Below are 25,595 nucleotides of genomic sequence, written 5' to 3'. Positions count from 1 at the left end.
TGAGGGCGCAGTGGCACCGCCAACCCACCAGCCAGATAGCAACAAGGCGCCCGAGGGCGCCCTGTTTCTATCTGACGGATGCAAGCCTGAGGCTCACTCCGCCGGTTTGTTCTTGCGGCTCGCCTTGAGTTCGAGGAACTCGATGATCTTGCCGGCCACATCCTTGCCGGAGGCGGCTTCCACCCCTTGCAGGCCGGGGGAGGAGTTGACCTCCAGCACCAGCGGGCCACGGGCGCTACGCAGGATATCCACCCCCGCTACATCCAGCCCCATGATCTTGGCGGCCTGCACCGCGGTGGCGCGCTCTTCCGGGGTGATCTTGATCGCCTCGGCGGTGCCGCCACGGTGCAGGTTGGAGCGAAACTCCCCCGGCTGGGCCTGACGGCGCATGGCGGCAACCACCTTGCCGTTGACCACCAGACAGCGGATATCGGCGCCATTGGCCTCGCGGATATACTCCTGCACCAGAATGTTGTTGTTGGTCTGGATAAAGGCCTCGATCACGCTCTCGGCGGCTTTCTGGGTCTCGCAGAGCACCACGCCAATCCCCTGGGTTCCCTCCAGCAGTTTCACCACCAGCGGCGCCCCGCCCACCATGGTGATGAGGTCGGGCACGTCGTGGGTGCTGTGGGCATAGCCGGTGATGGGCAGGCCGATGCCGTGGCGGGAGAGCAACTGCATCGCCCGCAGCTTGTCGCGGGAACGGCTGATGGCCACCGAGCTGTTGAGGGCCATGGTGTTCATCATCTCGAACTGGCGCAATACGGCGGTGCCGTAGGCGGTAATGCTGGCCCCGATACGGGGGATCACGGCGTCATAACTTCCCAGCTCCCCACCCTCGTAGTGAATGGAGGGGTTGTGGGAAGCAATATTCATATAGCAGCGCAAGGTGTCGAGCACCTCGACCTGATGACCGCGCGCCTGCGCCACCTCGACCAGACGGCGAGTGGAGTAGTTTTTCGGCTCACGGGATAAAATGGCGATCTTCATGACAATTCCGCTAGAAGGCTGTGCCTGGGCAGGATGGGGCGGGAGAGTATAAGGTGCCACAGCGCCAAGACAACGCCAATTGTTTATCCTGACAACAAGACAAACCACACCAAACCGCACGCTACCACATCACTGTGACCAACAGGTTAAACGGCGGCTCTGCGCAGGTTGTTCAACCCGTGCAAGGATGCCGCCGTTTCTCGTTAAAGATCAACCGGTGTCACGCGGGAGTCAGTTCAGGTTTGGCCCCAGCCAGCGCTCGGCCTCTGCCAGCGTCATCCCCTTGCGAACGGCGTAATCTTCCACCTGATCTTGCTGGATCTGCGCCACCGCGAAGTATTTGCTCTCGGGATGAGAGAAGTACCAACCCGACACCGCCGCCCCCGGCCACATGGCGTAGGATTCGGTGAGCTGCATGCCGATAGCCTGCTCCACCTCCAGCAGCTCCCAGATGCTCCCCTTCTCGGTGTGCTCCGGGCAGGCCGGATAACCGGGCGCCGGACGGATGCCCTGATAGTTTTCGCGGATCAGCTCCTCGTTGCTGAGGGCCTCGTCCGGGGCATAACCCCAGTGCACCTTGCGCACCTGTTCGTGCAGGTACTCGGCAAAGGCCTCGGCCAGACGGTCGCACACCGCCTGAATGAGGATGGCGTTGTAGTCGTCGTGCTGCGCCTTGTAGGCCTTGGCGATGGCCTCCTCACCGATACCGCCGGTCACCGCGAAGGCGCCGATCCAGTCGGGCTTGCCACTCTCTTTCGGCGCCACATAGTCCGCCAGACAGTAGTTGGGGAAGCCCTGCTTCTCGCTCTGCTGGCGCAGGTGGTGCAGCACCTTGATGACCTCGGTGCGGGACTCGTCGCTGTAGACCTCGATGCTGTCCCCTACCGCGTTGGCCGGGAACAGACCGACCACCCCGGCGCAGCGCACGCTCTGATCCTTTTCCAGTTGATCCAGCATGGCGTTGGCGTCGGCAAACAGCTTGGTCGCCTCCTCGCCAATGATCTCGTCCTCGAGGATGCGCGGATACTTGCCCGCCAGCTCCCAGCTGAGGAAGAACGGCGTCCAGTCGATGTAGGGGCGCAGCACCGAAATGGGTACATCTTCGAACTTCTGCACCCCGAGCTCGCGGGGCTTGGGCGGCTGGTAGCCAACCCAGTCCAGCTGGTGTCGGTTGGCGCGGGCATGAGCCAGACTGACCGGGCGGGAGCGCGGCTGCTTGCGGGCATGCTGATCCCGGGCGATCTCGTACTCCTTGTCGATGCGGGCGACAAACGCCTCCTTGAGATCCGGGCTGAGCAGGCTCTGGGCCACCCCCACCGCGCGGGAGGCGTTGGAGACATAGACCACAGGCTCCGAGTAGTTCTGCTCGATCTTCACCGCAGTGTGCGCCTTGGAAGTCGTGGCACCGCCGATCAAGAGCGGCAGCTTGAAGCCCTGACGCTCCATCTCTTTGGCCACGTGCACCATCTCGTCCAGCGACGGGGTAATGAGACCCGACAGCCCGATGATATCGGCGCCGACCTCCCGCGCCGTCTTGAGAATCGTCTCGCAGGAGACCATGACCCCGAGGTCGACAATCTCGAAGTTGTTGCACTGCAGCACCACCCCGACGATGTTCTTGCCGATGTCGTGCACATCCCCTTTCACGGTCGCCAGCACGATTTTGCCGTTGCTGGAGCCGCCCGACTTTTCCGCCTCGATATAGGGTTGCAGATAGGCCACCGCCCGCTTCATCACCCGGGCCGATTTCACCACCTGCGGCAGGAACATCTTGCCCGCGCCGAACAGGTCGCCGACCACGTTCATGCCATCCATCAGCGGCCCTTCGATGACGTGCAGCGGCTTCTCGGCACTGGCGCGCGCCTCTTCGGTATCCTCTTCGATAAAGTCGGTGATCCCCTTGACCAGTGCGTGCTCCAGCCGCTTGCCCACCGGCCAGCTGCGCCACTCCTGATCCCGCGGATCCTCCGCCTGGGCACCGGCTCCGCGATATTTCTCGGCGATGGCCAGCAGCTCTTCGGTGGCATTGTCATTGAGGTTGAGCACCACCGCCTCGACCTTCTCTTTCAGCTCGGCCGGAATGTCTTCATAGATGGCGAGCTGACCGGCGTTGACGATCCCCATGTCCATGCCGTTCTTGATGGCGTGGTAGAGGAAGACGGCGTGAATGGCTTCGCGCACCGGCTCGTTGCCGCGAAACGAAAACGAGACGTTGGAGACGCCGCCGGAGATCATGGCGTGGGGCAGGTGCGTCTTGATGTCCTTCACCGCCTCGATGAAGTCCACCGCGTAGTTGTTGTGCTCGTCGATGCCGGTCGCCACCGCGAAGATATTTGGGTCGAAGATGATGTCTTCCGGCGGAAAACCGACCTGATCCACCAGGATCCGGTAGGCACGCTGGCAGATCTCGAACTTGCGGGCGCGGGTGTCGGCCTGCCCCGCTTCATCGAACGCCATCACGATGACGGCGGCGCCGTAGCGGCGCAGCAGTTTCGCCTGCTGAATGAACTTCTCCTCCCCCTCTTTCATGGAGATGGAGTTGACCACCGGCTTGCCCTGCACGCACTTGAGGCCCGCTTCCAGCACCTCCCACTTGGAGGAGTCGATCATCACCGGCACCCGGGCGATGTCCGGCTCACCGGCGATGAGGTTGAGGAAGCGCACCATGGCCGCTTCGGCGTCCAGCATCCCCTCATCCATGTTGATGTCGATGATCTGGGCGCCGTTCTCTACCTGCTGCTTGGCAACATCGAGCGCCTCGTCGTAGAGCCCCTCCTTGATCAGCCGCTTGAACTTGGCCGAACCGGTGACGTTGGTGCGCTCCCCCACGTTCACGAACATGGATTCAGGAGTAATGATCAGCGGCTCGAGGCCCGACAGGCGGCAAGCTACCGGCAGCTCGGGCAGCACGCGCGGCTTGATGCCCGCCACGGCGTCGGCCATGGCGCGGATATGGGTCGGGGTGGTGCCGCAGCAACCGCCGACCATGTTGAGGAAGCCGCTTTGGGCCCACTCGCGGATATGCTCTGCCATCTCACCCGCATCGAGGTCGTACTCGCCGAACGCATTGGGCAGACCGGCGTTGGGGTGGGCGCTGACGCAGGATTCGCTGATGCGCGACAGCTCTTCGACATACTGACGCAGCTCATCGGGCCCAAGCGCACAGTTGAGGCCAAACGATACCGGTTTGACGTGGCGCAGCGAGTGGTAGAAGGCTTCGGTGGTCTGGCCGGAGAGGGTTCGGCCGGAGGCATCGGTAATGGTGCCGGAGATCATCACCGGCAGGCTGTAGCCCAGCTCCTCGAACACCCCTTCCACCGCGAAGGCGGCCGCCTTGGCGTTGAGGGTATCGAAGATGGTCTCGATCAGAATGATGTCGGCGCCACCCTCGATCAGGGCATGGGTCGATTCGGTGTAGGCGGCCACCAGCTGGTCATAGGTGACGTTGCGCTTGCCGGGATCGTTCACATCCGGCGAGATGGAGGCGGTGCGGTTGGTGGGGCCCAACACCCCTGCTACAAAACGCGGCTTGGCGGGGTCTTTTGCCGTCCACTCGTCTGCCACGGCGCGAGCCAGACGGGCGGCTTCACGGTTGATCTCGGCGGAAAACTCTTCCATCTCGTAATCGGCCATGGCGATGCGAGTGGCGTTGAAGGTGTTGGTCTCGAGAATGTCGGCCCCGGCGGCGCAATACTGCTCGTGGATCTCGCGGATCACCGCCGGACGGGTCAGCACCAGCAGATCGTTGTTGCCCTTGATGTCGGTATGCCAGTCGGCAAACCGCTCACCCCGATAATCTGCCTCCCCCAGCTTGTAGCCCTGGATCATGGTGCCCATGGCCCCGTCGATGATCAGGATCCGCTCCCTGAGGCAGGCTTCCAGCTTCTTTGTTACGTCCGACTGCTTGCTCGGCTCTCTGCTCGACATTACGTTCGACACCGCGTGTTCCTCTTACATCCATGCAACTGCGTAAACAGCATCCTAACAGCAAACAAATAAAATGGAAATCTAGCCGTCTATCAGTCCAAATGCGCCACCATATACTCATTTATGGGTAATGAGTAACATAGGGCCCGAGAGTAACCTATGCCCGTCCTGCATAGGGATACGTGCTTGCTGTCTACCAACGAGAAAAAAATAACTATGAGCGTCTACTACACACTCTGTTTTCTGGCAGCGTTGGCGATTTTTATCGCCTTTGCCAACCAGTATGTTGTGAAGATCCAGACCACCATCGCCATTACTGCGGGCTCCATGCTGATCTCCGCACTGCTGGTGCTGTTTGGCAAACTGGGTTGGTTCAATCTGGAACCTCTCGCCGTCAAGACCATGGAGAGCATCGACTTCCAGAACTTCCTGCTGAAGGGGATTCTGGGCTTCCTGCTGTTCGCCGGTGGCCTTGGCATCAACCTCAAGGCGCTGCGTAGCCAGAAGTGGGAGATCACCATTCTGGCCATCATTGCCACCCTGCTCTCCACCTTCCTCATCGGCTACGGCTTCTGGTTTATCGCCAAGCTGCTGGGCTGGGAGTTGCCGCTGGTCTACTGCATGCTGTTCGGCGCGCTGATCTCCCCCACTGACCCGATTGCCGTACTGGCCATCGTCAAGAAGATGAAAGCGCCACCCCAGATCGCCATCCAGATCGAAGGGGAATCCCTGTTCAACGATGGTGTTGGCCTCGTCATCTTCGCTACCGTGTTTGCCGTCGCCTTTGGCGGTGTCGAGCCCACCTTCGGTAGCGTAGCCGGTCTGTTCCTGCACGAAGCCCTCGGCGGCATCCTGTTCGGCGCCGTGCTGGGCCTCATCGCCCACGTGATGATAAGCGCCACCGATGACGGTTCATTGGAGCTGCTGCTGACCCTCTGCATCCCGACCGCCGGCTTCGCCTTTGCCAACATGATCGGCGTCTCCGGCGCACTGGCCATGGTGGTCACCGGCATCATGATCGGCAACTGGACCCGTCACTCCGGCTTCTCCGAGCAGAGCAGCCATCACCTGGATCACTTCTGGGAGTTGATGGACCAGTTCCTCAACGCCCTGCTGTTCCTGCTGATCGGTCTGGCGCTGGTACTGCTGGATCTCGCCTGGCGTGACTGGATCCTGCTGGTCATTGCGGTGCCGCTCTGCCTGGGCGCCCGCTTTATCAGCGTGTCGCTGCCCTATGTGGCTTTCCGCCGATTCCGCAATTACAACACCTTCTCGGTGCGGATCCTCACCTGGGGTGGCCTGCGCGGTGGTCTGGCGATGGCGATGGCACTGGCACTCCCCTCCGGCGTCATGATGATCCCGGAACATGGCGTCGACCTGCGTCAGGTCATCCTGGTGATGACCTACTCGGTGGTGATGTTCTCCATCGTGGTGCAAGGCATGACCATCACCCCGATGATCACGGCTGCCAAGAAGGCCTGTGGCGACTACTGAGTCGGCCCACTGTGCTGATTGCAGAATGAGAGAGGGCTCCCGTCGGGAGCCCTCTTTTTATGGCGGATAGCTGCGGATATTTGCTGCTGATAGCACCTTGATTACACAGAGGAAAAGCGTACTGACTTCAACATCGGCAAATTATTGTTTGCTTTTTATTCATTTCGAGGAGAGAATGCGCGCCGGCTAGTTAATCAGCCCTGTTTATGTTTGCCCTGCAATGCTTCACCTCACGATGAATCCTGCCAGTACCCGCATAACCTTCTTCTGATTTACTCGCCTTGAGAACCGTCAGGCTGTCTGCCTGCGTTGCCCGGCTCTCACGGTGCAGACCCGATCTGCCCACCCAATTTGATTTATGCATCAGCATATTCCTTGAAAGTGCAGACGCCCTTTAACCGGGCTGGGTATTCCTGCGCGCTTGTCGTTCACCCAATCGACCGAGCCCATTGACCTGACATTTGCCAATACAAGGAGCAAACACCTAATTTATATAGAGAAATACCATGATGAAAGCAGTACAAACACACAAGCCCCTGCGTCGCAGCAAACCCATCAACCTGCCTGTGCAAGAGCACGACAATGATGCGTTTCTGATCCAGTTCAGCACCCGCTTCAGCGGCGGTTTCGCCATCTCCTGTGATGGTATCGCTGGCGAGTTCTCCATCGAAGACCTCAACTGATCCTGCCTGCCCTCCGGCAGCGCCCGATGCAGACAGGCCGCAACTCACGGCGGCCTCTTTGCTTCTCTCACGCCTTTAGCCAGACCCGGCCTCTTGCTTGTCACTCAATTTGACCAGCCACCTCGCCATTCGCTTTTCAGCTCTCTGACCTTGATCACTGCTCCAACAGCAGGCACTCATCGGCATCTTCGCTCAACTTGACCAGTCGACTGCGCACCAGCCCCAGCTTGGCTAACAGGCCGATGGATCGCTCGTTGCCCGGAGTGACGATGGCAACTACCTGCCCGATCCCCAACCGGCTTTTGCCATCGGTAAGAGCGGCCTGCGCCGCTTCAATGGCGTAGCCCTGACCGCGATATTGCGGCAGGAAGGCGTAACCGATATCGACCTGCTCCAGGGTATCGCGCTTGATCAGGCCGCAGATACCGAGGCTGACACCGTCCTCTTTGCGCTCCACCAGATAGAGTCCGTGACCATAGCGGGCATAGCTGACCGCCGGCCCCTGCTGGATATACTCCTGCGCCTGCTCCAGGGTGCGAATGCCCCGATCACCGATGTAACGATAAAAGTCGCCGTCATTGAGCAGCTCAAGGATGAAGGGGGCATCGGTGGCGATCATTTCGCGCAGGATCAGGCGGGAGGAGGCAATCATGGCAAGGGCTCTCAAACGGAAAGTGAAGGGCAAAGAGTGCCCCGTCACTCCCGAGCTGGCAAGCCTGTGGCGCCATCGGCCATGAAAAAGGGGCCGCGTTGGCCCCTGATGAGATGGGATAAACTGGCTCAGGCGGCCAGCAACCCGGCATAGCCATTACCCTGCTCACGCAGTGCAGTGAACTGGGCAGCGCAATCGGCCCAGCTCAACCCCAGCGCATCTGCCACTTTGTGGGGCCACTCGGGCGGCGCCTCTTCCCCCACATCAGATTGCGCAGCCAGCACGATCGCCAGATGGATCAACCCGGCCTCGGCGGAGAACTCCTTGGCCAGCATGGGGTTGTAGTGATACTCCACCGCATTGCTGATGGTCTCGGGGAACTTCCAGTAGCGTGCCATGGCCGCCCCGACCTGGGCATAGTTGAAGCCAACCACCAGCTCTTCCGCCTTGGCGCGCCCCTTGTGCAACTCCAGATCGTGAATGTGGTGGACAGTGTTTTCCGGCAAGCCTACGTGCATCACCAAGCGGCCGAGATCGTAGAGCAGGGCGCAGGTAAAGACCTCATCCCCTTTCATCCCCTTCTTCACCGCCAGACGACGCGCCAGCTCAGCCACGTTGAAGACGCAGCCCCAGAAATGTTTGAGGTCAATGCCGGGCACCGCAGTGACCGACTCGGTGAGCCCGCAGGCCAGCACCATGTTGCGCACCATCGCCAACCCCAGCCGCACTGCGGCTTCATTGACGGTGCCGATCTGACGACTGCTGCCGAACTTGGCCGAGTTGGCCAGACGCAGCAACTTGGCGGAGATGACAGGGTCCTTGTTGATCAACTTGCTGATCTTGAGCAGATCCGGATCCTTTTCATTGAAGGTCTGGATCAAATCGCGCATCACTTCCGGGATCTGGGGCAGTAGCTTGGGCTCGGCCAGCAGGGAATCTATCGTGGGCATAGGCGTGTCCATCCATGTTATCTGTGTTCTAACCTGTTTGCCTTGGCAAACTCCTCCTAATTATGGGTAACAAATGGCCTCCCCATCGGATTGTTTATTCGCTGGTCATTCAAGGTGTTAGTCACATTCAGGCTATACTGGCCGCCACATTCACTGTTGCGGATATCCCATGAACGACACTCAGGAATTTTTTGATGAAGACGCGCTGCTGGAGATGGTGGAGAACCAACTCAACGATGGTCACCCGCCCCATGTGAAGGCGACCCTGATGCGGCTGGTAATGAAGGGCACCCCGCGAGAAGAGGCGCTGCAATATATCGCCTGCGCCCTCGGGGCCGAGCTGATGGCGATGGAGGCCGATCAGGGCCCCTTCAATCTGACCCGTTACGGCGAGTTCCTCGACAGCCTGCCCGAGATGCCGTGGGCAGACGACTGACGCGAGCTGGATGACGGATGCAAAAAGGGCGGGTGCCAATGGCCCCGCCCTTGTCGCATAGATCCGCTCCGGATCAGAACTGGGAGTTGACGATCACCTCTTCCCCCAGCGCCCCTGCCAACGGCAGTGGCCGATAGCTGGAGTTGGCGGCCCGCAGCAGACGAATGCCGCGAATGCCGACCTCCTGCGCCGCCTTGATATCCCCATCGGCGTCGCCGTAGAAGAGCTTCATCTGCTTATCCTTGAGCCATTGCACCTTGGTGTTCTGGCCCGGCTGATCACCGGCGAAGATCACCGGATTGAGCTGGTCGGCCGGAATATTCATGGTCTGCTGCAAGGTCTGGCTTACGGTTTCGGTCTTGGTGGCCGAGCGGCCGGTGACGAAATAGATGTGGTCACCGCGCTTGAGATGCATGGCGATGAGCGCCTTGCCCACCTCTTTCGGCATACTGAACGCATCCCAGCCATTGTTCATCTTCTCCCAGAAGGCGGGGTTCTTCAGATAGCTCTCGTCGTTGGGCGAGAACTCCTGTTTACCGCGATAAAAACCCGGGCTGGAGAAGAGCAGGGTATCGTCGATATCAAACCCGACCGCCATCGGCGGCAATCCATCAAGGCTCTTGGCAATCTGCTCCACCGACACCCAGTGGATCGGCGCCTGCTGGGCCAAGGTGACGGTGGTGACACCGGCAGGGATTGGCTGAACGGTAGCGGCTTGACCCGCCACAGCAGGCAGAGAGAGGGCGGCAGCCAGCAAGGAGGCAAGCAGCGCCGGACGAGAGAAATGTTTCATAAGGCAGGTTGTCATCTTGAATCAAAAGAGGGGGCCAATAGTGCCCCCATCCCGCCTCTCAAATCTGTGAATGCTCCTGCAAAAGGGAGCATTTGACGCCCGATAATTAATCCTCGATTGGCAGCAGATCGGTAAAGACAAAGCCGTCGCGCAGCACTGTCTCGCCGACCCGAATGCCGAGCGGACGGGAGAACATGGGGCCATCATAGGCCAGGGTATGAAACTCGCCGTTCTCGCCGCACGGATCGACCCCCTCCGGCAGCGCCGCCAGCAGCACCTCGTCAAAATCGTGGCCCCCCAGGCTGGCATCCAGCTTGTTCGGGTCGAGAGCACTGATCCGCGCCTTCAACCCAGCGGCCACCATCTGCGGCGCCAGTTCACGGGTATTGCTGCCCCACAGCGGGAACAGTGGTTCGATGCCGGTACCTGCCAGCTGCTTTTCACGGTAGGCTCGCACATCCTCGAGGAACAAGTCGCCAAAGGCCATATGGCGAATCCCCTGTGCCACCACATCGGCGATAAAGCCAGTCATGATGCGGGCGTAATCCTCGTTGCTGCAGGGCCAGGGCAGATCGATGGTGATGAGGGGCAGCCCGACGCAGGCGGCCTGCTCGGTCAACAGCTGCTTGCGCACCCCGTGCATCGCCACCCGCTCGAATGCCTGATTAAGGGTAGTAAACAGCCCCACCACCTCGATGGCGGGATCTTGCCGCAACTGATGCAATGCCCATGCGCAATCCTTGCCGCTGCTCCAGGAGAGCAGTACCCGTTTCTTTTCCATCATTCCTCCGCCAGCGGGGCATTCGGATTGCCCCAAAAAGATGCAAGACAGTGTTGCGAATTGCGCGATTTACACACAAGAGGCAGGCAGCATACTCTCGATCACCTGTATATGCCCCTTGCACGGGGTGACAATAACTAAAAAAACCGATGGGAAACATACGGATATGACCACGACCACACAACAGCACGATCACGCCCGCCCCCTCAATCGACAGGATTACAAAACCCTGAGTCTGGCTGCCCTCGGCGGCGCGCTGGAGTTTTACGACTTCATCATCTTCGTCTTTTTCGCCGTGGTCATCGGCGAGCTGTTCTTCCCGGCCGACATTCCCGAGTGGCTGCGCCAGTTCCAGACCTTCGGCATCTTCGCCGCCGGTTATCTGGCCCGCCCGCTTGGCGGCATCATCATGGCCCACTTTGGCGATCTCATCGGTCGCAAGCGGATGTTCACCCTCAGCATCATCATGATGGCGCTGCCGACCCTGTTGATCGGTCTGCTGCCCACCTATGCAGTGCTCGGCATCGGTGCCCCCATCGCCCTGCTGGGACTGCGGATCCTGCAAGGCGCCGCCATCGGCGGTGAAGTGCCGGGCGCCTGGGTATTTGTCGCCGAGCACGTCCCTGCCCGTCGGGTCGGGGTCGCTTGCGGCACGCTCACGGCGGGATTGACGGCCGGCATCCTGCTCGGCTCCCTGATCGCCACTGCGGTCAACAAGAGCCTGACACCAGCCGAAGTGAGCGAGTGGGGCTGGCGAGTGCCCTTCCTGCTGGGCGGTATCTTCGGCATCATCGCCATGTACCTGCGGCGCTGGTTGCACGAGACCCCGGTCTTCGCCGAGATGAAAGCCAACAAGACCCTGGCTGATGAGCTCCCCCTCAAGTCGGTGCTGCGCAACCACAAGAGCAGCGTGGTGGTCTCCATGCTGCTCACCTGGCTGCTCTCCGCCGGTATCGTGGTGGTGATCCTGATGACCCCCACCTATCTGCAGAAGGTTTATAGCATCAGCCCGGCCGACGCCCTGACCGCCAACTCGCTGGCCATCGTGGCCCTGACCCTCGGCTGCATCGTCTATGGTCGACTGATCGACCTGCTGGGCAGCGGTCTCACCTTCATGTTCGGCTCCCTGCTGCTGGCGGGCTCCAGCTACGCCTTCTATCACGGTCTGGCGGCCGGTACGAGCCAGCTGGTGCCGCTCTATATGCTGGCGGGCTTTGCGGTCGGGATTGTCGGTGCCGTGCCTTATGTGATGGTCAACGCATTCCCGCCGGTGGTGCGCTTCTCCGGTCTGTCGTTCTCCTACAATGTGGCCTACGCCATCTTCGGTGGCCTCACCCCGATGGCGGTGACCCTCTGGATGAAGAGCGACATGCTGGCCCCCTCCCACTATGTGGTGAGCCTGTCGGTGCTGGGTTTCGCCATCGGTCTCTGGCTCTGGTTCCAGCAACGGGCCATCCGGCAGCAGCAAGCACCGCAAGCGGCCTGACCCGAACAACAAGCCCCGGTATCTGCCGGGGCTTTTTTGTACTGCTTATGTTCAGTTTCGCCAGCATAAGATAGCCTCCCTCTGGGGCCTGCCACCCGCATCGCCCCATGGCTTCCCACTCTTTATCCGAGGCTCAAGATGTTCTTTCAGGTCGTATTACTCACCTTGCTGGCGCTGCTGCCCATGGTCAACCCGCCTACCACGGCCACCCTGCTGCTGGGACTGAGCAAGGGGATGTCGCGCGAACACGTGCGCCGTCAGGTCAATCTGGCCGCCATCTATCTGTTCTGCACCCTCTGCACCACCTTCTTTATCGGATCCTCGATCCTGGATCTGTTCGGGATCTCCATTCCGGGCTTGCGCCTGGCCGGTGGCCTCATCATCGGCTTTATCGGTTTTCGCATGCTGTTCCCCGCCCCCAGTCAGCAGAGCGGGGTCGATATCAACCAGAGCATCGCCTTCGTACCGCTCACCATGCCCAGCATGTGCGGGCCGGGCACCATGGCGCTGGTAATAAGCGGTGCAGCCCAGATTGCCGAGCTGCCTGACGAGTACAACCGCCTCACCATCTACGCCGGTGTGGTAACGGCGTTTGCCCTGATGAGCCTGATCAGCTGGGGAGTATTAAAGCTGGCGGATCCGGTCTGCAAGATCCTGGGCGCCACCGGCATCGACGCCATGACCCGCATCATGGGCTTCCTGCTGGTCTGCATGGGTATGCAGTTTTGCATCAACGGCATCAAGGAAGTGGCACAGGATCCGGTATTCCACGGCGGCCAGACCGTGCAAACCGCACCGGCGCTACCAAAGGCTTCCGGCACGTTTGATCAGTTGCCGCAGAAGCCCACCGGCTCTGATTGAAAACGGTATCAAAAAGTCCCTGACGATCTGCACTGATCTTGTCCCTGATCATGTTATTGACACACAAATGAGTTAGTTTGTTTTTCATACAGACTGTATTCAGATGGACGCTGATAGGTTTGTTGATGAATACCCACTCAACTTCAGGAGAGTATGCAGATGGACAAGATGCTGACCGAAATAGGGAGCCATAGCCTGTTTCACGAGTACCTGAACGTGGTTGGGATTGCGAGCCCATCCCTCGCCAAGATCGAGCAACACTGGGAATATAAAGATCAAGAGCAACTGGTTGCCAAAATCCAGATCGACAAACAGGGTAACGCTCGCTATTTCATCGACGCCCGCGCCATATCCGTCAACTGATACCGAATAACTCGCCAGCCCCGGTCCAACGACCGGGGCTTTTTGTTGCCTGTGGTTCCCTGAATAGCAAAACCCCGGCAAGAGCCGGGGTTTGAATGCGTCGGGTTACGCTGCTGCGCGGCTAACCCAAACCTACGAAGTGCCACCCACGGTGAGCTGATCCAGTTTAAGGGTGGGTTGGCCGACACCAACCGGCACGCTCTGCCCCTCCTTGCCGCAGATGCCGACACCGCGATCCAGCGCAAGATCGCTGCCCACCATGGAGACCTGGCTCATCGCTTCGGGGCCGTTACCGATCAGGGTCGCCCCCTTGATGGGAGCGGTGATCTTGCCATCCTCGATGAGGTAAGCCTCGGAGGCGGAGAAGACAAACTTGCCGGAGGTGATATCCACCTGACCGCCGCCGAAGTTGGGGGCGTAGATCCCTTTCTTGACCGAGGCGATGATCTCAGCCGGATCGTACTGTCCCGCCAGCATGTAGGTGTTGGTCATGCGCGGCATCGGCATGGCTGCGTAGGATTCGCGGCGACCGTTGCCGGTGAGCGGCACGCCCATCAGCCGGGCATTCTGCTTGTCCTGCAGGTAACCCTTGAGAATGCCATTCTCGATCAGCACGTTGTAGCCACCCGGTGTCCCCTCGTCATCAATGGAGACAGAGCCACGCCGACCCGGCAGGGTGCCGTCATCGACGATGGTGCAGTGCTTGGAGGCCACCTGCTCGCCGATGCGGCCAGCAAATGCGGAAGATCCCTTGCGGTTGAAATCCCCCTCCAGACCGTGGCCCACCGCCTCGTGCAGCAGCACGCCGGGCCAGCCGGAGCCCAACACCACCGGCATGGTACCGGCTGGCGCGTCGATGGCTTCGAGGTTGACCAGCGCCTGACGCACCGCTTCACGCACATAGCCAAAGGCGCGGCTCTCCAGCCCGTCCAGTTCGAGGAACCAGTCGTAACCAAAGCGCCCGCCGCCACCGGCACTGCCACGCTCGCGGCGATCGCCCTTCTCGGCGATCACGGTCACCGACAGACGCACCAGCGGACGCACATCGGCAGCCAGGGTGCCGTCGGTGGCTGCCACCAGCACCTCTTCGTAGACGCCGCTGATGGAGGCCATCACCTGATTGATGGCGGGATCCAGACTTCTGGCGAACTTGTCCATCTGCTCCAGCAGGGCAATCTTCTGGTGCTTGTCGAGGGTCTGCAGCGGATCCATGGCCGGATAGAGCAGGTTTGCGGAGGTTCTGGCCCACGCCTTCACCTTGCCGTGAGCACCGGCTGCGGCGATGCCGCGAGCGGCAGTCACCGACTGTTGCAGCGCCAGCAGGCTCAGCTCGTCCGAGTAGGCGAAGCCAGTCTTCTCGCCGCTAACGGCGCGCACCCCGACCCCCTGATCGATGTTGTAGCTGCCATCCTTGACGATGCCATCTTCCAGCATCCAGGACTCGTGCCAGCTGCGCTGGAAATAGAGATCGCCGAACTCCACCTGATGGCTCATCAGGCTGCCGAGCAGCTGCTGCAGGCGCCCTTCGTCGAGGTCGTTCGGGGCCAACAGGGAGGCACTAACCTGGCTCAATAGACTCAATCTTCTTCTCCACTCTCGTAACGAGCTGTTTTAAATCGTCTTGCCGACGGGTTGGCAACAAGCCACACCATCACAACAAACGGGCATGCTCCAGCACGGGCAAACGGCTGCGTTTCAATTTTTCACCACACCATCAGAGCAAACGGGCGTGTTGCAGCACTGGCATGGTGCGTTTCAATTCGTCGATAAGCCCGGGCTCCATCTGCGCCAGCACAGTACCGCGCCCGGACTCTTTGCTCGCCAGCACCCGGCCCCAGGGGTCGATCACCATGCTGTGGCCCCAGGTCTGGCGCCCTGTCTCGTGAGTGCCGCCTTGGTTAGCAGCGACTACGTAGCACTGATTTTCGATGGCGCGAGCCCGCAGCAGCGGCTCCCAGTGCGCCTCGCCGGTCACGGCGGTAAAGGCGGCAGGCACCAGCAGCACGCGAGCACCAGCACGGGCCAACTGGCGGTAGAGCTCGGGAAAGCGCAGATCATAACAGATCGAGAGGCCGAGGGGACCAAAGGGAGAGTCCACCAACACAGGCGCCTCCCCCGGGCTGAAGGTCTCCGACTCACGGTAGCGACCGTGATTGTCCGCCACATCCACGTCGAACAGGTGGATCTTGTGGTAGTGGCCCCTGAGCTCACCGCTTGGGTCAAACACCAGCGAGCTGGTGTGGATATGGTCGGAACCTGCGATGGTGGTCGGCATAGCCCCGGCCACCAGCCAGATGCCGTAATCGCGGGCCCATTCAGCCAGTTGCTGCTGGATCGGGCCCTCACCTATGGCCTCGGCCCCATCCAGATAACCCTGCCGTTCGCCAAACAGGGCGAAGTTCTCCGGCAGCAGCACCAGCAGCGGCCGCTCTTTGGGCAAGGCCGCCAGTTCGGCGGCGATCTGCTCCCGGTTATCCTGCCAGTGACGGCCAGATACCAGCTGTATTGCGGCTAACCACATGACTCTCTCCTTGTCCGCGTTAATCGCGATCCACAATATTCGGGTCTTTATCCATCTCGGCCAGCAGCTTGCGAAGATGATGCCTGACCAAGCCACGCTGGCCCCGTTCCGCCCATTTGAGGCAATCGAACAACTCCCACACCAGCCCATCCCCTTCGGCCATAGTAGGCAGGAAAGTCCCAATGGCTTGGGGCGGGGCCAGCTACCTCAAGCGCACCAAGGGAGGAGGTTTTATCGAACAGTGGCAAGTAAGGTTTGGCAAGGGGGAACTCAGCCCCCCCGATCAAGGATATGGATCTCGATGCTGGACATGTCGAGGAAGATGACGCGCCAGTATGAACAGACCTCTTCATGTCTTCCTTGCCAGCAGTGAAAGATGGGCCGATCCCCCACAATGGTGCGCACCAGTTCGTCTCCCTGCTTATGGAAGCCCGGCTCGGCCAGCAGCAAGAGATCGACATCAGATACCCGGTCTGCCTTGCCCTTGGCGAGCGACCCAACCACTACCCCGGCATCAATCGCAGGATGAGCTGCGCCATGTTTCATAACCGATTCCAGCAGTGCGCGCTGCAGTGGAGGGATGGCAGCCCAGTGCTCATCCACCATCATAACGGCCCCTCTGGCACAACCCGATCCCCCGCCTGCAGGGTGTAATCCAGCACTATGATGCGCTCCAGCACAGGGCGGAAGATGGCCTTGAGGGCATCGTGATCAGGATGGGGCAGATAGCGCTGGCGGGCCGCTTCGTCGGCGAAGGTCATCAGTACGCTGTGGGTAAAGCCACCATCCCTCCCCTCCGGGCTGTCATTCTCCCCCCACTCCACGGCGGTCACGCCGCTAACCTGATGGGGAATGGCGAGAAAGGCGGTACGGACCGCATCTATCTGGGCAGGCTGGGTGCCCGGCTTGAAGGCGATCAGCAGGATATGTCGGATCATGGCTCACTCCTTGTGATGATGCCGGGCCGCTCGTTCAGCGCTGAGCGGGCCCCGCGTGTTTGGGGCTCAGCAGGAAAGGGGTCACCTCTTGGGTCGGCAGGCTGGGGGCAACGGCATCTACCGCCTCTTTCTGCTGCTGGTTGAGCTTGATGCGCGCGCGATCTCGCCCCGCCTCGATCAGCTTGGGTGCGTCTAGCGGGCCCGAGATGCGAAAATCGATGCGGGTCACCACATCCACCACCGGCTCCAGCAGTTTGGAGAGGGCCAGCACATAGAGACCCGTGACCGGCGTGATGGAGAAGGCCGCCACCACCGGCAGGGTGCCCCCCAGATTGGGAGAGAAGCTCAGCTCGTAGTCGAGCCGCCAGCGCACCAGATCGGCGATCCCCTCGCCGCGCAAGTTGCCTGCCGCCCCCTTCATATAGAAATCATCGTTGCTGACCTGCCCCTGCTTGATGGTGGCAGAGGCGGACATGGATTCGAAGTAGAAGCCCTTGTCGAACACATCGCGAAAATCGAGCCGCAGCTTGCGCAGCAGGGAGTCGAGGCTGAGCAGGGAGAGCAGCCGTGCCCCCTTGTCGTTGATCTCCCGCAGGGTGCCACCCTCCAGCTGATAGTTGGCACTTCCTCCCAGAGTCGGCAGGCTCGGGCGATAGGGCACATCCTGCCAGTTCAGATCAAAAGCGAGGGAGCCGGGGGCATCGCCGATGGGCGAGGTGTAGCCGAGCCGCTTGAGCAGCAGTTCGCTGTTGTTGCTGGTCAGCTTGCCACGGGCGCGGGTCTCCATCCGGTTGCCATCGGCCAGCCAGTCGACGCTGCCGGTGAGCTGACTCCCCGCCAGCCGCACATCCAGCCCCTTGAGAGTCACCTTGTTGGCGCCGGGCACCAGCTCCCCTTTCACTTCACCAAGAGGCAGCTCGCCAAAGCGGCAATCGACACAACTCACCTTCAACCAGGGGATGGATGCCATGATGGCATTGTCCTGCTGCGCATCGGGATCCGGACTGAGATCCGAACTCTTGCCGGACCAGTAGATGCGGGCAAACTTGGCATCCACCGGGCGATTGGCTACTGCGGGCAGGCGGATCACCCCCATCACGTCGGGGCTGTCGATCATCACTTCGGTCGCCTGATTGGTCGGCCCCACGGTGAAACGTGCCGCCTTGAGGGTGGCACTGCCGATATAGGCGCGAGCCAGCTGTCCATCCACCCACCACTCCTGCGGCAGGAAGGCCGGGCCAACCACCGCATTGCCAGTCTGCTTCTGCGCTGGCAACCACTGCTTGAGTCTGGCCAACCAGCCACCGACATCGGCCTCCTGCTGGTTGATGGCGAGCAGCATGGGGGCATCGCGCATTACCCGGGCGCCCGGCTGGCCCACATCAACTCGCACCCGGCTGAGATAAGGCACCCCTTCGCCGTAGACCAGTCGGGTCTGCATATCCACATCAGCCCCCAGTACGGCACGAATGTCGGCGCTGCCATCCCGGCCACGGGCGATCACCTTGAGCGGCAGCCGGCTGGCGTTGCTCTTGGCCAGCGGCAGCGGCAGATCCAGCGCCATCCCCTGCAGGTTGGAGTCGAGCGCCAGCTGGAAGCTGAACGGCTTGCTGTCGGGCAGGGTCAACCCGAGCTTGCCGCCCCAGTTGCTGCGACCGTTGAGGATACCGTACGAGGAGATGGCAGCGGGCTGGCGGCGGCTATCCCACTGCCCCTTGAAATCGAGGTCGACCTGATAGTGATCCGGATGCTGGCGCCCCTGATAGTCGAGGGTCAGCGGCTGGTTCCACAGGCTCGCCTTGAGGTTGCTGAAACGGGTCTGTTCGTTGTCATATTCGAGGCGTCCCTGCACCTTCTCCAGCGGCAGATCCAGACTGGCGACCCGCACCTTGTTGTTGCTGAAGGTGGCATCGCCGCTCGCCTTCACCTCGCTCTCGCCATCGAGAGGAATATCGAGTTTGACCGAACCGGCCATCGGGCCGCGGATCTCGATCTCCCGCAGCGCCTGACCTACCGAACTGCCCAGCGGGGAATCCTGCAGGTAGTCGCTGATGGCCTTGCCCTCGCCCTGCACCTTGGCATCCACATAGAGGTGGGCGCCAGGGGAGAGATCCGGGATCCAGGCATGCACCGAGTCGGAGCTCGCCTTGCCGAGTTTGGTGGATCGGCTGCGCATATCGAGACCGGCATTCTGGAACAAGAGATCGATCTGCAGGTCGGTGAGCGGTTGCCAACCGGGGAAGAACTCGTAGGTGGCCTGCTCCAGCGGCACCGCCACCTGAAAGATGCCCTTGCCGTTGTCGTAGGGAAAGTCCCTGAACTCGCCATACCAGAGCAGGTCGGCCCCCTTGGCCTTGCCCCCCTTGATGGCGCCGCTCAGGTAATCCACCAGCCCCTTGTCCATCGCCTGCAGCGGGAAGTAGCGATCCGCATGGCCCGCATTCTTCACATCGATGCGGCCGGTCAGGGCCAGGAAAGGGTGCTCGAACAGATCGAGGCGGAAACGGCTGGCCAGGGTCAGATCCGGGTTATCCAGCGCGATATCCTGCCCGTAGAGCACCCAGCCCTGTTCCTCGCGCCACCAGTCGAGGCGGGCCGAGAAGTTGTCGACCGGGATCGGCATCTTGAAGTGACGGGCGGGATCCACCTTGTCGTTCGCCAGCGCCAATCTGGCGCTACCGCCGGTCGGGGTAAGCCAGAACTCGCCGTTGAGATCCTGCATCCCGGGTATATCCTGCCACGCCTTGAGGCGCACCTTGCTGAAGCGGCCACTGAGGGAGAGACCCTGCCAGTCGGCGTTGGCCAGCAGCGTCAGATCCTGCACCGAACCCTGCGGATTGGTCTGGCGCAGGGTCTCGCAGAGTGTGGGGTAGAGCGCCGAGACCAGCTGACTGATCTGGGTGATCTTGTCGAACTCTATGCTGGGCAGATAGCCCTGCACCCGATCCCCAATCCGCTCCAGCTGCAAGCGGCTTTGCAACCAGGGTTTGCCGTCCAGCTTGAAGGTGACGTTGTGGCTGGCCAGTTGCCAGTCGGTGCCCTCACGGCGCAGCTGGATCTTGCCACCATCTAGGCCGAAACGGTGCATCTCCCCTTTCTTGGGATCCTTCCAGATCAGGTAGTTGTTGCCAAACGCCAGCAGGGTATTGCCCAGCTTGCCACTGTCAAACTCGCTCCAGAGCTGGAAGTCGAGCTGACCGGCGACCTTGGGTTCGCCCGCATGGATCTTAGCCAGGGTCGGGGTGATATCGAGCTGGCGAGCCCCCAGATAGAGCTGACCCTTGAGGCGATCGAGCCGGGCAGTCGGGGCGTCCACATCCAGAATCAGATCGAGGGTGCTCTCGCCCACCCCGTTGATGAGGTAAGCCTTGCCGACCCCCTGATGGCGCTTGCCACGGTTCTGCCAGCGCAGTTGGGCGATGTCGAGGGCGCGCAGATCACCGAGGGAGGTGGTGACGCTGAGACGAGTGTTGTGCACATCGAAGGTAGAGAGCTGGGTCAGCAGAAAACGCAGCAGGGCGCCCTGCTGGGGATCGCCGGAGGGGCTCTCGTCAGCCGGTTGGCGCAAGTCGATGGTGATATCGCCATCGCTCAGGATCAGCTCGCCAAACACCGGCTTGAGCTCGTTAATAGTGCGCCAGAAATCGAGATGCACCCAGGCTTTGCCGAGCTGTACGGTAAAACGCCCCGAATCCGGGGCGATGGCGAGTTGCTGCAGCTCGAGAGCGGGCCCGGACTGTGTCCAGTCCAGCCCCACTTGCTCCACGCTGACCTTGAGTTGTGAATCACCCAGCAGAGTGTGGATCAGACTCTCCCGGTATTGATTCAGCAAAGGGCCCCCGACCCGTACCAAGGTGACCAGCATGGCCATCAGTACGAACAGGACCCCCAGGGCCAACCAGCCCCGACTCAGCCAGCGATAGACCAATTACATCATCACCACGTCGAACTGCTCCTGACCACAGAGGGGTTCGCTCACTACCCGCACCTGCTTGCCGATGAACACTTCCAGCTCAGCCAGACTGTGGGACTCCTCGCCATGGAGGTAGTCGGCCACGGCCGGGGCCGCATAGACGGTGAACTGATCCGCATCGTAGGCACGATTAACCCGAATGATCTCCCGCAGGATCTCGAAGCAGACCGACTCCACCGTCTTGACCCGGCCGCGTCCCTTGCACTCGGGGCACTCGGAGCAGAGCACATGCTCCAGACTCTCGCGGGTGCGCTTGCGGGTCATCTCCACCAGACCGAGCTGGGAGAAGCCATTGACGTTGGTCTTGGCGCGATCCTTGGACAACGCCTGCTCCAGGCTGTGCAACACCCGACGGCGGTGATCTTCCGACTGCATGTCAATGAAGTCGATGATGATGATGCCACCGAGGTTGCGCAGGCGCAGATGGCGGGCGATGGCCGCAGTCGCCTCGACGTTGGTGTTGAAGATGGTCTCTTCCAGATTGCGATGGCCGACAAAGGCGCCGGTGTTGATATCCACCGTGGTCATGGCTTCAGTCTGGTCGATGATGAGGTAGCCGCCGGATTTCAGCTCTACCTTGCGCTCCAGCGCCCGCTGGATCTCGTTCTCCACGTCGTAGAGATCGAAGATCGGCGACTCGCCGGGGTAATACTCCAGCTTGCTGGCCAGCTCAGGCACGTACTCTTCGGTGAAGCGTTTGAGCTGATCGAAGCTCTGGCGCGAGTCAACGCGGATCTTGTCGAGCTCGGCGCCGACAAAGTCGCGCACCACCCGAAATGCCAGACTGGGATCCTCGTAGAGGATCTTGCAGGGTGGATACTTCTGCTTGCGCTCGAGGATCTTGCGCCACAGCCGTTTCAGGAAGGCGGCATCCTGCTCCAGCTCCTGCTCCCCCACCCCTTCGGCAGCGGTGCGGATGATGTAGCCACCCAGTTCATCCACATAACCGGCCACGGTGCGCTTGAGGCGTTCCCGCTCCGCTTCGGACTCGATTCGCTGGGAGACGCCGACGTGGGCGCTGCCCGGCATAAAGACCAGATAGCGGGATGGCAAGGTGATATCGGTAGTGAGACGGGCACCCTTGGTACCCAGCGGATCTTTCACCACCTGCACCATGATGTCCTGCCCCTGACGCACCAGCTCGGCGATGTTACCGACCTGGAACTGCTCCTTCTCCTTCACCGCCACACACTCGGTGTGAGGGACGATATCAGAGGCGTGCAAAAAGGCTGCCTTGTCCATGCCGATATCGACGAAGGCCGCCTGCATGCCGGGCAGCACCCGGCTGATCTTGCCTTTGTAGATATTGCCCACGATGCCGCGTTTGGCCTGACGTTCTACATGCACTTCCTGCAGCAGACCGTTTTCGACCAGAGCGACCCGGGTTTCGGAGGGGGTAACGTTAACCAGCAGTTCTACCGACATAAGTAACCTTGCCTGTTCCAGTTTTGAATTCTATAGAGCCAATCCGGTACAACGCGCGCAAGGAAGAAACGCAGCAGAGCACAGCTGACGGGAAATTATTTGAGCTGTTCCAGATGATGCTTGATCAGCAGGTCTGTCTCCAGTAGGGGCAGGCCGACCACGGCGCTATAGCTCCCTTCGATGCGGCTGACAAACTTGCCGGCAATACCCTGAATGCCATAAGCACCGGCCTTGTCACAGGGCTCACCGGTCTGCCAGTAGGCCTCGATCTCGGCCTCGTCCAGCTTGCGAAACGCCACGTTGGTGGTGACCAGACGCACGTCACAACGATCCTTGCTGGCCAGTGCTACCGCCGTCATCACTTGATGCACCTTGCCGGAGAGGGACTCCAGCATATCTTTGGCATCCAGCAGATCGGACGGTTTCTCCAGTACCCGGTCGCCCAGCACCACTATGGTGTCGGCACCCAGCACCGGCAACGCCATCGGCGCACACGCCACGCCCGCCATCGCCTTGTCACGGGCGAGGCGGCAGACGTAATCCTGCGCCTTTTCACCCTCTTCCCGCTGCTCGGGCACATCCAGTTTCAGCACCTCGAAGCGGTAGCCAATCTGGGTCAGCAGTTCACGGCGACGGGGAGAAGCCGAGGCGAGATAGAGTTGTGGTTCGTTGTTTTTGTTCATATTTACCTGATATTGAAGCGGCGCCGCACCTTGCGCAGCACCAGAAACACCCAGGGCCATATTAGCATCGTCGTCAACGTCGACCAAAAGTAGGAGAAGTTGAGACTGGCCTGGCTGAACAGATGCTCGGCCCAGAATACCGTCATTTTACCCACCAGCGAGAGGCCACCGATGATCAGTGCCTGCTGCCAGAGGGAGAAGTTGCGGATCTTCTGGAACTGGAAGGCCGCCAGATAGGTGGTGATGGCCATCGCCATCGCCCGCACGCCGAGGGTGCTGCCAAGCAGCACATCCAGCAGCAGGCCCGCCACCCAGGCGGTGCCGACGTTGGTCCGGTGCGGCAAGGCCAGTGCCCAGTAGATGAGCACCATGGCCAGCCAGTCCGGACGGAAGGGGTCAAATTCAAAAGGAAGCGGCAGGATCGACAGGCTCAAGGCCAGCAGGATCGAGATCCAGATCCAGATCCTGCCGCTGGCGGGTTCTAGCATTAGCGGGTGGCTCCTGCGGCGGACGCAGCGGGAGCCGCCCGTTCGCCATCCTCATCATGTACTTCAGGCTTCTTGTCGGTCCACAGCAGCAGCAGATAACGCAGTCTGTCCAGCTCCACCAGCGGCTTGGCCTCGACCTGAGCGAAGGGCTTGCCCTCCACATACTCGGAACGGGTTACGGTCGCCACCGGATAACCTTCCGGGAAGCGGCCACCCAGACCTGAGGTGACCAGCAGATCACCCACCTGAATATCGGTATTGCGCGGCAGGTTGCGCAGCTCAAGCTTGTCGAGCTCGCCACTGCCGGAAGCAATAGCACGCAAGTCGTTGCGCAGTACCCGCACCGGAATGCCATGACTGGAGTCGGTGATCAGCAGCACGCGACTGGTGGTGGAGCCCACGTGGAGCACCTGACCAATCACACCCTGATCGTTGATCACCGCCTGACCGTTGTAGACGCCATCCAGCGCCCCCTTGTTGATCAGCACCTGATGGCTGAAGGGGTCGGAATCCACCGACAGCAGCTCGGCCACCATCTTGCGGGACTCCTTGTGCACCGGCGAGCCCAGCAGCTCACGCAACCGCTGATTCTCGTGCTCCAGCTGATCCATTTTGAGCAGACGGGCACGCAGGGTAAACAGTTGCTGCTCCTGCTGCTTGGTCTGCTCGATGAGATCGGCGCGGGTCTGCACCTGGGTCGACATGGTGTCGAGCAGGGTACCGGGCGCATTGGCCATGTATTGCAGGGGACTAACTAACGAACTGAGGTAGACGCGGACATGGGTAAACACACCGAAGCGGGAATCCGCGACGATGGCAGCGATGGAGATGATGACGGCGAGAAACAACCGTAACTGAAGCGAAGGGCCTCTACCAAAAATGGGTTTCATGGGTCGTCAAAAAAGAGCCGGCACGCTGGCCGGCTTTGGGTCTTATTCGTAGTGGAACAGATCGCCACCGTGCATATCGATCAGCTCCAGCGCCTTGCCGCCGCCACGGGCCACACAGGTGAGGGGATCTTCGGCCACGACGACAGGAATGCCGGTCTCTTCCATCAGCAGACGGTCGATATCTTTCAGCAACGCACCACCACCGGTCAGCACCATGCCGCGCTCGGAGATGTCGGAAGCCAGTTCAGGCGGAGACTGCTCCAGCGCCACCATGACGGCAGCCACGATACCGGACAGCGGCTCTTGCAGCGCTTCCAGGATTTCGTTGGAGTTGAGAGTGAAGCTGCGCGGTACACCTTCAGCCAGGTTGCGACCACGCACTTCAATCTCGCGCACCTCTTCGCCCGGATAGGCGGAGCCGATCTCGTGCTTGATGCGCTCGGCAGTCGCTTCACCGATCAGGCTGCCGTAGTTGCGACGAACGTAGCTGATGATGGCTTCGTCAAACTTGTCGCCACCGATACGGACGGACTGGGAATAAACTACACCGTTCAGGGAGATGATGGCCACTTCAGTGGTACCACCACCGATATCAACCACCATGGAGCCGGTCGCTTCGGATACCGGCAGGCCGGCACCGATGGCAGCAGCCATAGGCTCATCGATCAGGTAGACCTCACGGGCACCGGCGCCCAGTGCGGACTCCTTGATGGCGCGACGCTCAACCTGGGTTGAACCGCACGGTACACACACCAGCACGCGCGGGCTGGGGCGGAAATAGTTGTTGTCGTGAACCTGTTTGATGAAGTGCTGCAGCATCTTCTCGGTCACGTAGAAATCGGCGATCACGCCGTCTTTCATCGGGCGGATTGCGGAGATGTTGCCCGGGGTACGGCCCAGCATCTGCTTGGCGGCATGACCGACAGCAGCGACCGATTTGGCGTTCCCGCGCTCTTGGCGAATGGCGACAACTGAGGGTTCGTTAAGGACGATCCCTTGATCTTTTACATAGATCAGGGTGTTGGCAGTTCCCAAATCGATCGACAGATCGTTGGAAAAGACGCCTCTGAGCTTTTTGAACATGGCTACGGGAAATCCTAAGAATTTGGAGGTGCAGAAAACCGGCTAACTTTACCAATGCCCACCCCAATGGGCAAGCGCTCAAACTGTCGCCAATCAATCAGGCGCGACAAAAATGCGAGTCATCACTCACTCGCACACGCTTGCAAACACTAATAAACAAGGATTTAGGGGGATGCTG

The 25,595-nt window shown here is 60.7% G+C and carries 22 protein-coding genes; 6 read left to right on the top strand and 16 right to left on the bottom strand.

The window, feature by feature from the left end:
* Window positions 1-93 precede the first annotated feature (93 nt).
* A complete protein-coding gene (gene rimK / locus AB5Z05_RS14585; RefSeq protein WP_005340088.1) occupies window positions 94-990 on the bottom strand; it encodes a 30S ribosomal protein S6--L-glutamate ligase in 897 nt (298 codons plus the stop codon).
* 231 nt (window positions 991-1,221) lie between these two features.
* Complete coding sequence (gene metH / locus AB5Z05_RS14580; protein WP_368152049.1) at window positions 1,222-4,917, bottom strand: methionine synthase; 3,696 nt, start codon at window positions 4,915-4,917, stop codon at window positions 1,222-1,224.
* 216 nt (window positions 4,918-5,133) lie between these two features.
* Between metH and AB5Z05_RS14575 the strand changes: the two genes are divergently transcribed.
* Complete coding sequence (locus tag AB5Z05_RS14575) at window positions 5,134-6,411, top strand: sodium:proton antiporter (RefSeq protein WP_021231596.1); 1,278 nt, start codon at window positions 5,134-5,136, stop codon at window positions 6,409-6,411.
* Between the two features lie 506 nt (window positions 6,412-6,917).
* On the top strand, window positions 6,918-7,094 hold the full coding sequence (locus tag AB5Z05_RS14570; protein WP_005340085.1) for a hypothetical protein: 177 nt from the start codon (window positions 6,918-6,920) through the stop codon (window positions 7,092-7,094).
* Between the two features lie 154 nt (window positions 7,095-7,248).
* On the opposite strand, the gene AB5Z05_RS14565 is transcribed toward AB5Z05_RS14570, so the two are convergent.
* Window positions 7,249-7,746 carry a GNAT family N-acetyltransferase gene (locus AB5Z05_RS14565; RefSeq protein ID WP_201987173.1) on the bottom strand — a complete coding sequence of 166 codons (498 nt, stop codon included), beginning with the start codon at window positions 7,744-7,746 and terminating at the stop codon, window positions 7,249-7,251.
* A 128-nt stretch (window positions 7,747-7,874) separates the two neighbouring features.
* Entirely contained in the window at window positions 7,875-8,696 is an 822-nt protein-coding gene (locus AB5Z05_RS14560) for an HDOD domain-containing protein (RefSeq protein ID WP_005357745.1), read from the bottom strand.
* 169 nt (window positions 8,697-8,865) lie between these two features.
* On the opposite strand from AB5Z05_RS14560, the gene AB5Z05_RS14555 reads away from it, so the two are divergent.
* A complete protein-coding gene (locus AB5Z05_RS14555) occupies window positions 8,866-9,132 on the top strand; it encodes a hypothetical protein (protein ID WP_005348674.1) in 267 nt (88 codons plus the stop codon).
* A gap of 73 nt (window positions 9,133-9,205) precedes the next feature.
* On the opposite strand, the gene aphA is transcribed toward AB5Z05_RS14555, so the two are convergent.
* Window positions 9,206-9,925 carry an acid phosphatase AphA gene (gene aphA / locus AB5Z05_RS14550; protein WP_201987172.1) on the bottom strand — a complete coding sequence of 240 codons (720 nt, stop codon included), beginning with the start codon at window positions 9,923-9,925 and terminating at the stop codon, window positions 9,206-9,208.
* A gap of 106 nt (window positions 9,926-10,031) precedes the next feature.
* Window positions 10,032-10,706: an adenine nucleotide alpha hydrolase gene (locus tag AB5Z05_RS14545; protein ID WP_139443100.1), complete on the bottom strand. Its 675-nt coding sequence runs from the start codon at window positions 10,704-10,706 to the stop codon at window positions 10,032-10,034.
* A 166-nt stretch (window positions 10,707-10,872) separates the two neighbouring features.
* On the opposite strand from AB5Z05_RS14545, the gene AB5Z05_RS14540 reads away from it, so the two are divergent.
* The 3 genes from AB5Z05_RS14540 to AB5Z05_RS14530 all read left to right on the top strand — a co-directional run bounded on the left by AB5Z05_RS14540 (window position 10,873) and on the right by AB5Z05_RS14530 (window position 13,416).
* Entirely contained in the window at window positions 10,873-12,192 is a 1,320-nt protein-coding gene (locus tag AB5Z05_RS14540) for an MFS transporter (protein ID WP_368152043.1), read from the top strand.
* 138 nt (window positions 12,193-12,330) lie between these two features.
* Window positions 12,331-13,053 carry a MarC family NAAT transporter gene (locus AB5Z05_RS14535; protein ID WP_159164451.1) on the top strand — a complete coding sequence of 241 codons (723 nt, stop codon included), beginning with the start codon at window positions 12,331-12,333 and terminating at the stop codon, window positions 13,051-13,053.
* Between the two features lie 159 nt (window positions 13,054-13,212).
* Window positions 13,213-13,416 (top strand): hypothetical protein, encoded by a 204-nt coding sequence (locus tag AB5Z05_RS14530; RefSeq protein WP_043822671.1) that lies wholly within the window; start codon window positions 13,213-13,215, stop codon window positions 13,414-13,416.
* 132 nt (window positions 13,417-13,548) lie between these two features.
* Here the strand turns inward: AB5Z05_RS14530 and tldD are convergent, their stop codons facing one another.
* The 10 genes from tldD to AB5Z05_RS14480 form a co-directional block, all read right to left on the bottom strand.
* Complete coding sequence (gene tldD, locus AB5Z05_RS14525; protein WP_042052567.1) at window positions 13,549-14,997, bottom strand: metalloprotease TldD; 1,449 nt, start codon at window positions 14,995-14,997, stop codon at window positions 13,549-13,551.
* A gap of 133 nt (window positions 14,998-15,130) precedes the next feature.
* The gene (locus tag AB5Z05_RS14520) at window positions 15,131-15,937 is read right to left on the bottom strand and encodes a carbon-nitrogen hydrolase family protein (protein WP_058056311.1); all 807 of its coding nucleotides are present in this window, start codon (window positions 15,935-15,937) and stop codon (window positions 15,131-15,133) included.
* Window positions 15,938-16,207: 270 nt separating this feature from the next.
* A complete protein-coding gene (locus AB5Z05_RS14515; RefSeq protein WP_368152042.1) occupies window positions 16,208-16,483 on the bottom strand; it encodes a nucleotidyltransferase domain-containing protein in 276 nt (91 codons plus the stop codon).
* Between the two features lie 59 nt (window positions 16,484-16,542).
* Window positions 16,543-16,875 carry a Dabb family protein gene (locus AB5Z05_RS14510; protein WP_368152041.1) on the bottom strand — a complete coding sequence of 111 codons (333 nt, stop codon included), beginning with the start codon at window positions 16,873-16,875 and terminating at the stop codon, window positions 16,543-16,545.
* A 34-nt stretch (window positions 16,876-16,909) separates the two neighbouring features.
* Entirely contained in the window at window positions 16,910-20,803 is a 3,894-nt protein-coding gene (locus AB5Z05_RS14505; protein ID WP_368152040.1) for a YhdP family protein, read from the bottom strand.
* Entirely contained in the window at window positions 20,804-22,273 is a 1,470-nt protein-coding gene (gene rng / locus AB5Z05_RS14500; RefSeq protein ID WP_005340056.1) for a ribonuclease G, read from the bottom strand.
* A 95-nt stretch (window positions 22,274-22,368) separates the two neighbouring features.
* Complete coding sequence (locus AB5Z05_RS14495; protein ID WP_244775546.1) at window positions 22,369-22,956, bottom strand: nucleoside triphosphate pyrophosphatase; 588 nt, start codon at window positions 22,954-22,956, stop codon at window positions 22,369-22,371.
* Between the two features lie 2 nt (window positions 22,957-22,958).
* Complete coding sequence (gene mreD, locus AB5Z05_RS14490) at window positions 22,959-23,444, bottom strand: rod shape-determining protein MreD (RefSeq protein WP_005340054.1); 486 nt, start codon at window positions 23,442-23,444, stop codon at window positions 22,959-22,961.
* Entirely contained in the window at window positions 23,444-24,334 is an 891-nt protein-coding gene (gene mreC, locus AB5Z05_RS14485; protein ID WP_005340053.1) for a rod shape-determining protein MreC, read from the bottom strand. The genes mreD and mreC overlap by 1 nt, the downstream gene beginning before the upstream one ends.
* A gap of 42 nt (window positions 24,335-24,376) precedes the next feature.
* Window positions 24,377-25,417, bottom strand: a complete 1,041-nt coding sequence (locus AB5Z05_RS14480; protein ID WP_005340051.1) for a rod shape-determining protein — start codon at window positions 25,415-25,417, stop codon at window positions 24,377-24,379.
* Window positions 25,418-25,595 lie beyond the last annotated feature (178 nt).

Origin of the sequence: Aeromonas sp. R2-4, assembly GCF_040908365.1 — a bacterium.
GTDB classification, from domain to species: Bacteria; Pseudomonadota; Gammaproteobacteria; order Enterobacterales; family Aeromonadaceae; genus Aeromonas; species Aeromonas veronii.
The sequence above is the reverse complement of the archived record's forward strand: the minus strand, read 5'-3'. Positions and strand labels throughout refer to the sequence as shown.

Coding starts and splice junctions, on each gene's coding strand:
- rimK (WP_005340088.1), bottom strand. CDS start 990: ATGAAGATCGCCATTTTATCCCGTGAGCCGAAAAACTACTCCACTCGC.
- metH (WP_368152049.1), bottom strand. CDS start 4,917: ATGTCGAGCAGAGAGCCGAGCAAGCAGTCGGACGTAACAAAGAAGCTG.
- AB5Z05_RS14575 (WP_021231596.1), top strand. CDS start 5,134: ATGAGCGTCTACTACACACTCTGTTTTCTGGCAGCGTTGGCGATTTTT.
- AB5Z05_RS14570 (WP_005340085.1), top strand. CDS start 6,918: ATGATGAAAGCAGTACAAACACACAAGCCCCTGCGTCGCAGCAAACCC.
- AB5Z05_RS14565 (WP_201987173.1), bottom strand. CDS start 7,746: ATGATTGCCTCCTCCCGCCTGATCCTGCGCGAAATGATCGCCACCGAT.
- AB5Z05_RS14560 (WP_005357745.1), bottom strand. CDS start 8,696: ATGCCCACGATAGATTCCCTGCTGGCCGAGCCCAAGCTACTGCCCCAG.
- AB5Z05_RS14555 (WP_005348674.1), top strand. CDS start 8,866: ATGAACGACACTCAGGAATTTTTTGATGAAGACGCGCTGCTGGAGATG.
- aphA (WP_201987172.1), bottom strand. CDS start 9,925: ATGAAACATTTCTCTCGTCCGGCGCTGCTTGCCTCCTTGCTGGCTGCC.
- AB5Z05_RS14545 (WP_139443100.1), bottom strand. CDS start 10,706: ATGGAAAAGAAACGGGTACTGCTCTCCTGGAGCAGCGGCAAGGATTGC.
- AB5Z05_RS14540 (WP_368152043.1), top strand. CDS start 10,873: ATGACCACGACCACACAACAGCACGATCACGCCCGCCCCCTCAATCGA.
- AB5Z05_RS14535 (WP_159164451.1), top strand. CDS start 12,331: ATGTTCTTTCAGGTCGTATTACTCACCTTGCTGGCGCTGCTGCCCATG.
- AB5Z05_RS14530 (WP_043822671.1), top strand. CDS start 13,213: ATGGACAAGATGCTGACCGAAATAGGGAGCCATAGCCTGTTTCACGAG.
- AB5Z05_RS14520 (WP_058056311.1), bottom strand. CDS start 15,937: ATGTGGTTAGCCGCAATACAGCTGGTATCTGGCCGTCACTGGCAGGAT.
- AB5Z05_RS14515 (WP_368152042.1), bottom strand. CDS start 16,483: ATGAAACATGGCGCAGCTCATCCTGCGATTGATGCCGGGGTAGTGGTT.
- AB5Z05_RS14510 (WP_368152041.1), bottom strand. CDS start 16,875: ATGATCCGACATATCCTGCTGATCGCCTTCAAGCCGGGCACCCAGCCT.
- rng (WP_005340056.1), bottom strand. CDS start 22,273: ATGTCGGTAGAACTGCTGGTTAACGTTACCCCCTCCGAAACCCGGGTC.
- AB5Z05_RS14495 (WP_244775546.1), bottom strand. CDS start 22,956: ATGAACAAAAACAACGAACCACAACTCTATCTCGCCTCGGCTTCTCCC.
- mreD (WP_005340054.1), bottom strand. CDS start 23,444: ATGCTAGAACCCGCCAGCGGCAGGATCTGGATCTGGATCTCGATCCTG.
- mreC (WP_005340053.1), bottom strand. CDS start 24,334: ATGAAACCCATTTTTGGTAGAGGCCCTTCGCTTCAGTTACGGTTGTTT.
- AB5Z05_RS14480 (WP_005340051.1), bottom strand. CDS start 25,417: ATGTTCAAAAAGCTCAGAGGCGTCTTTTCCAACGATCTGTCGATCGAT.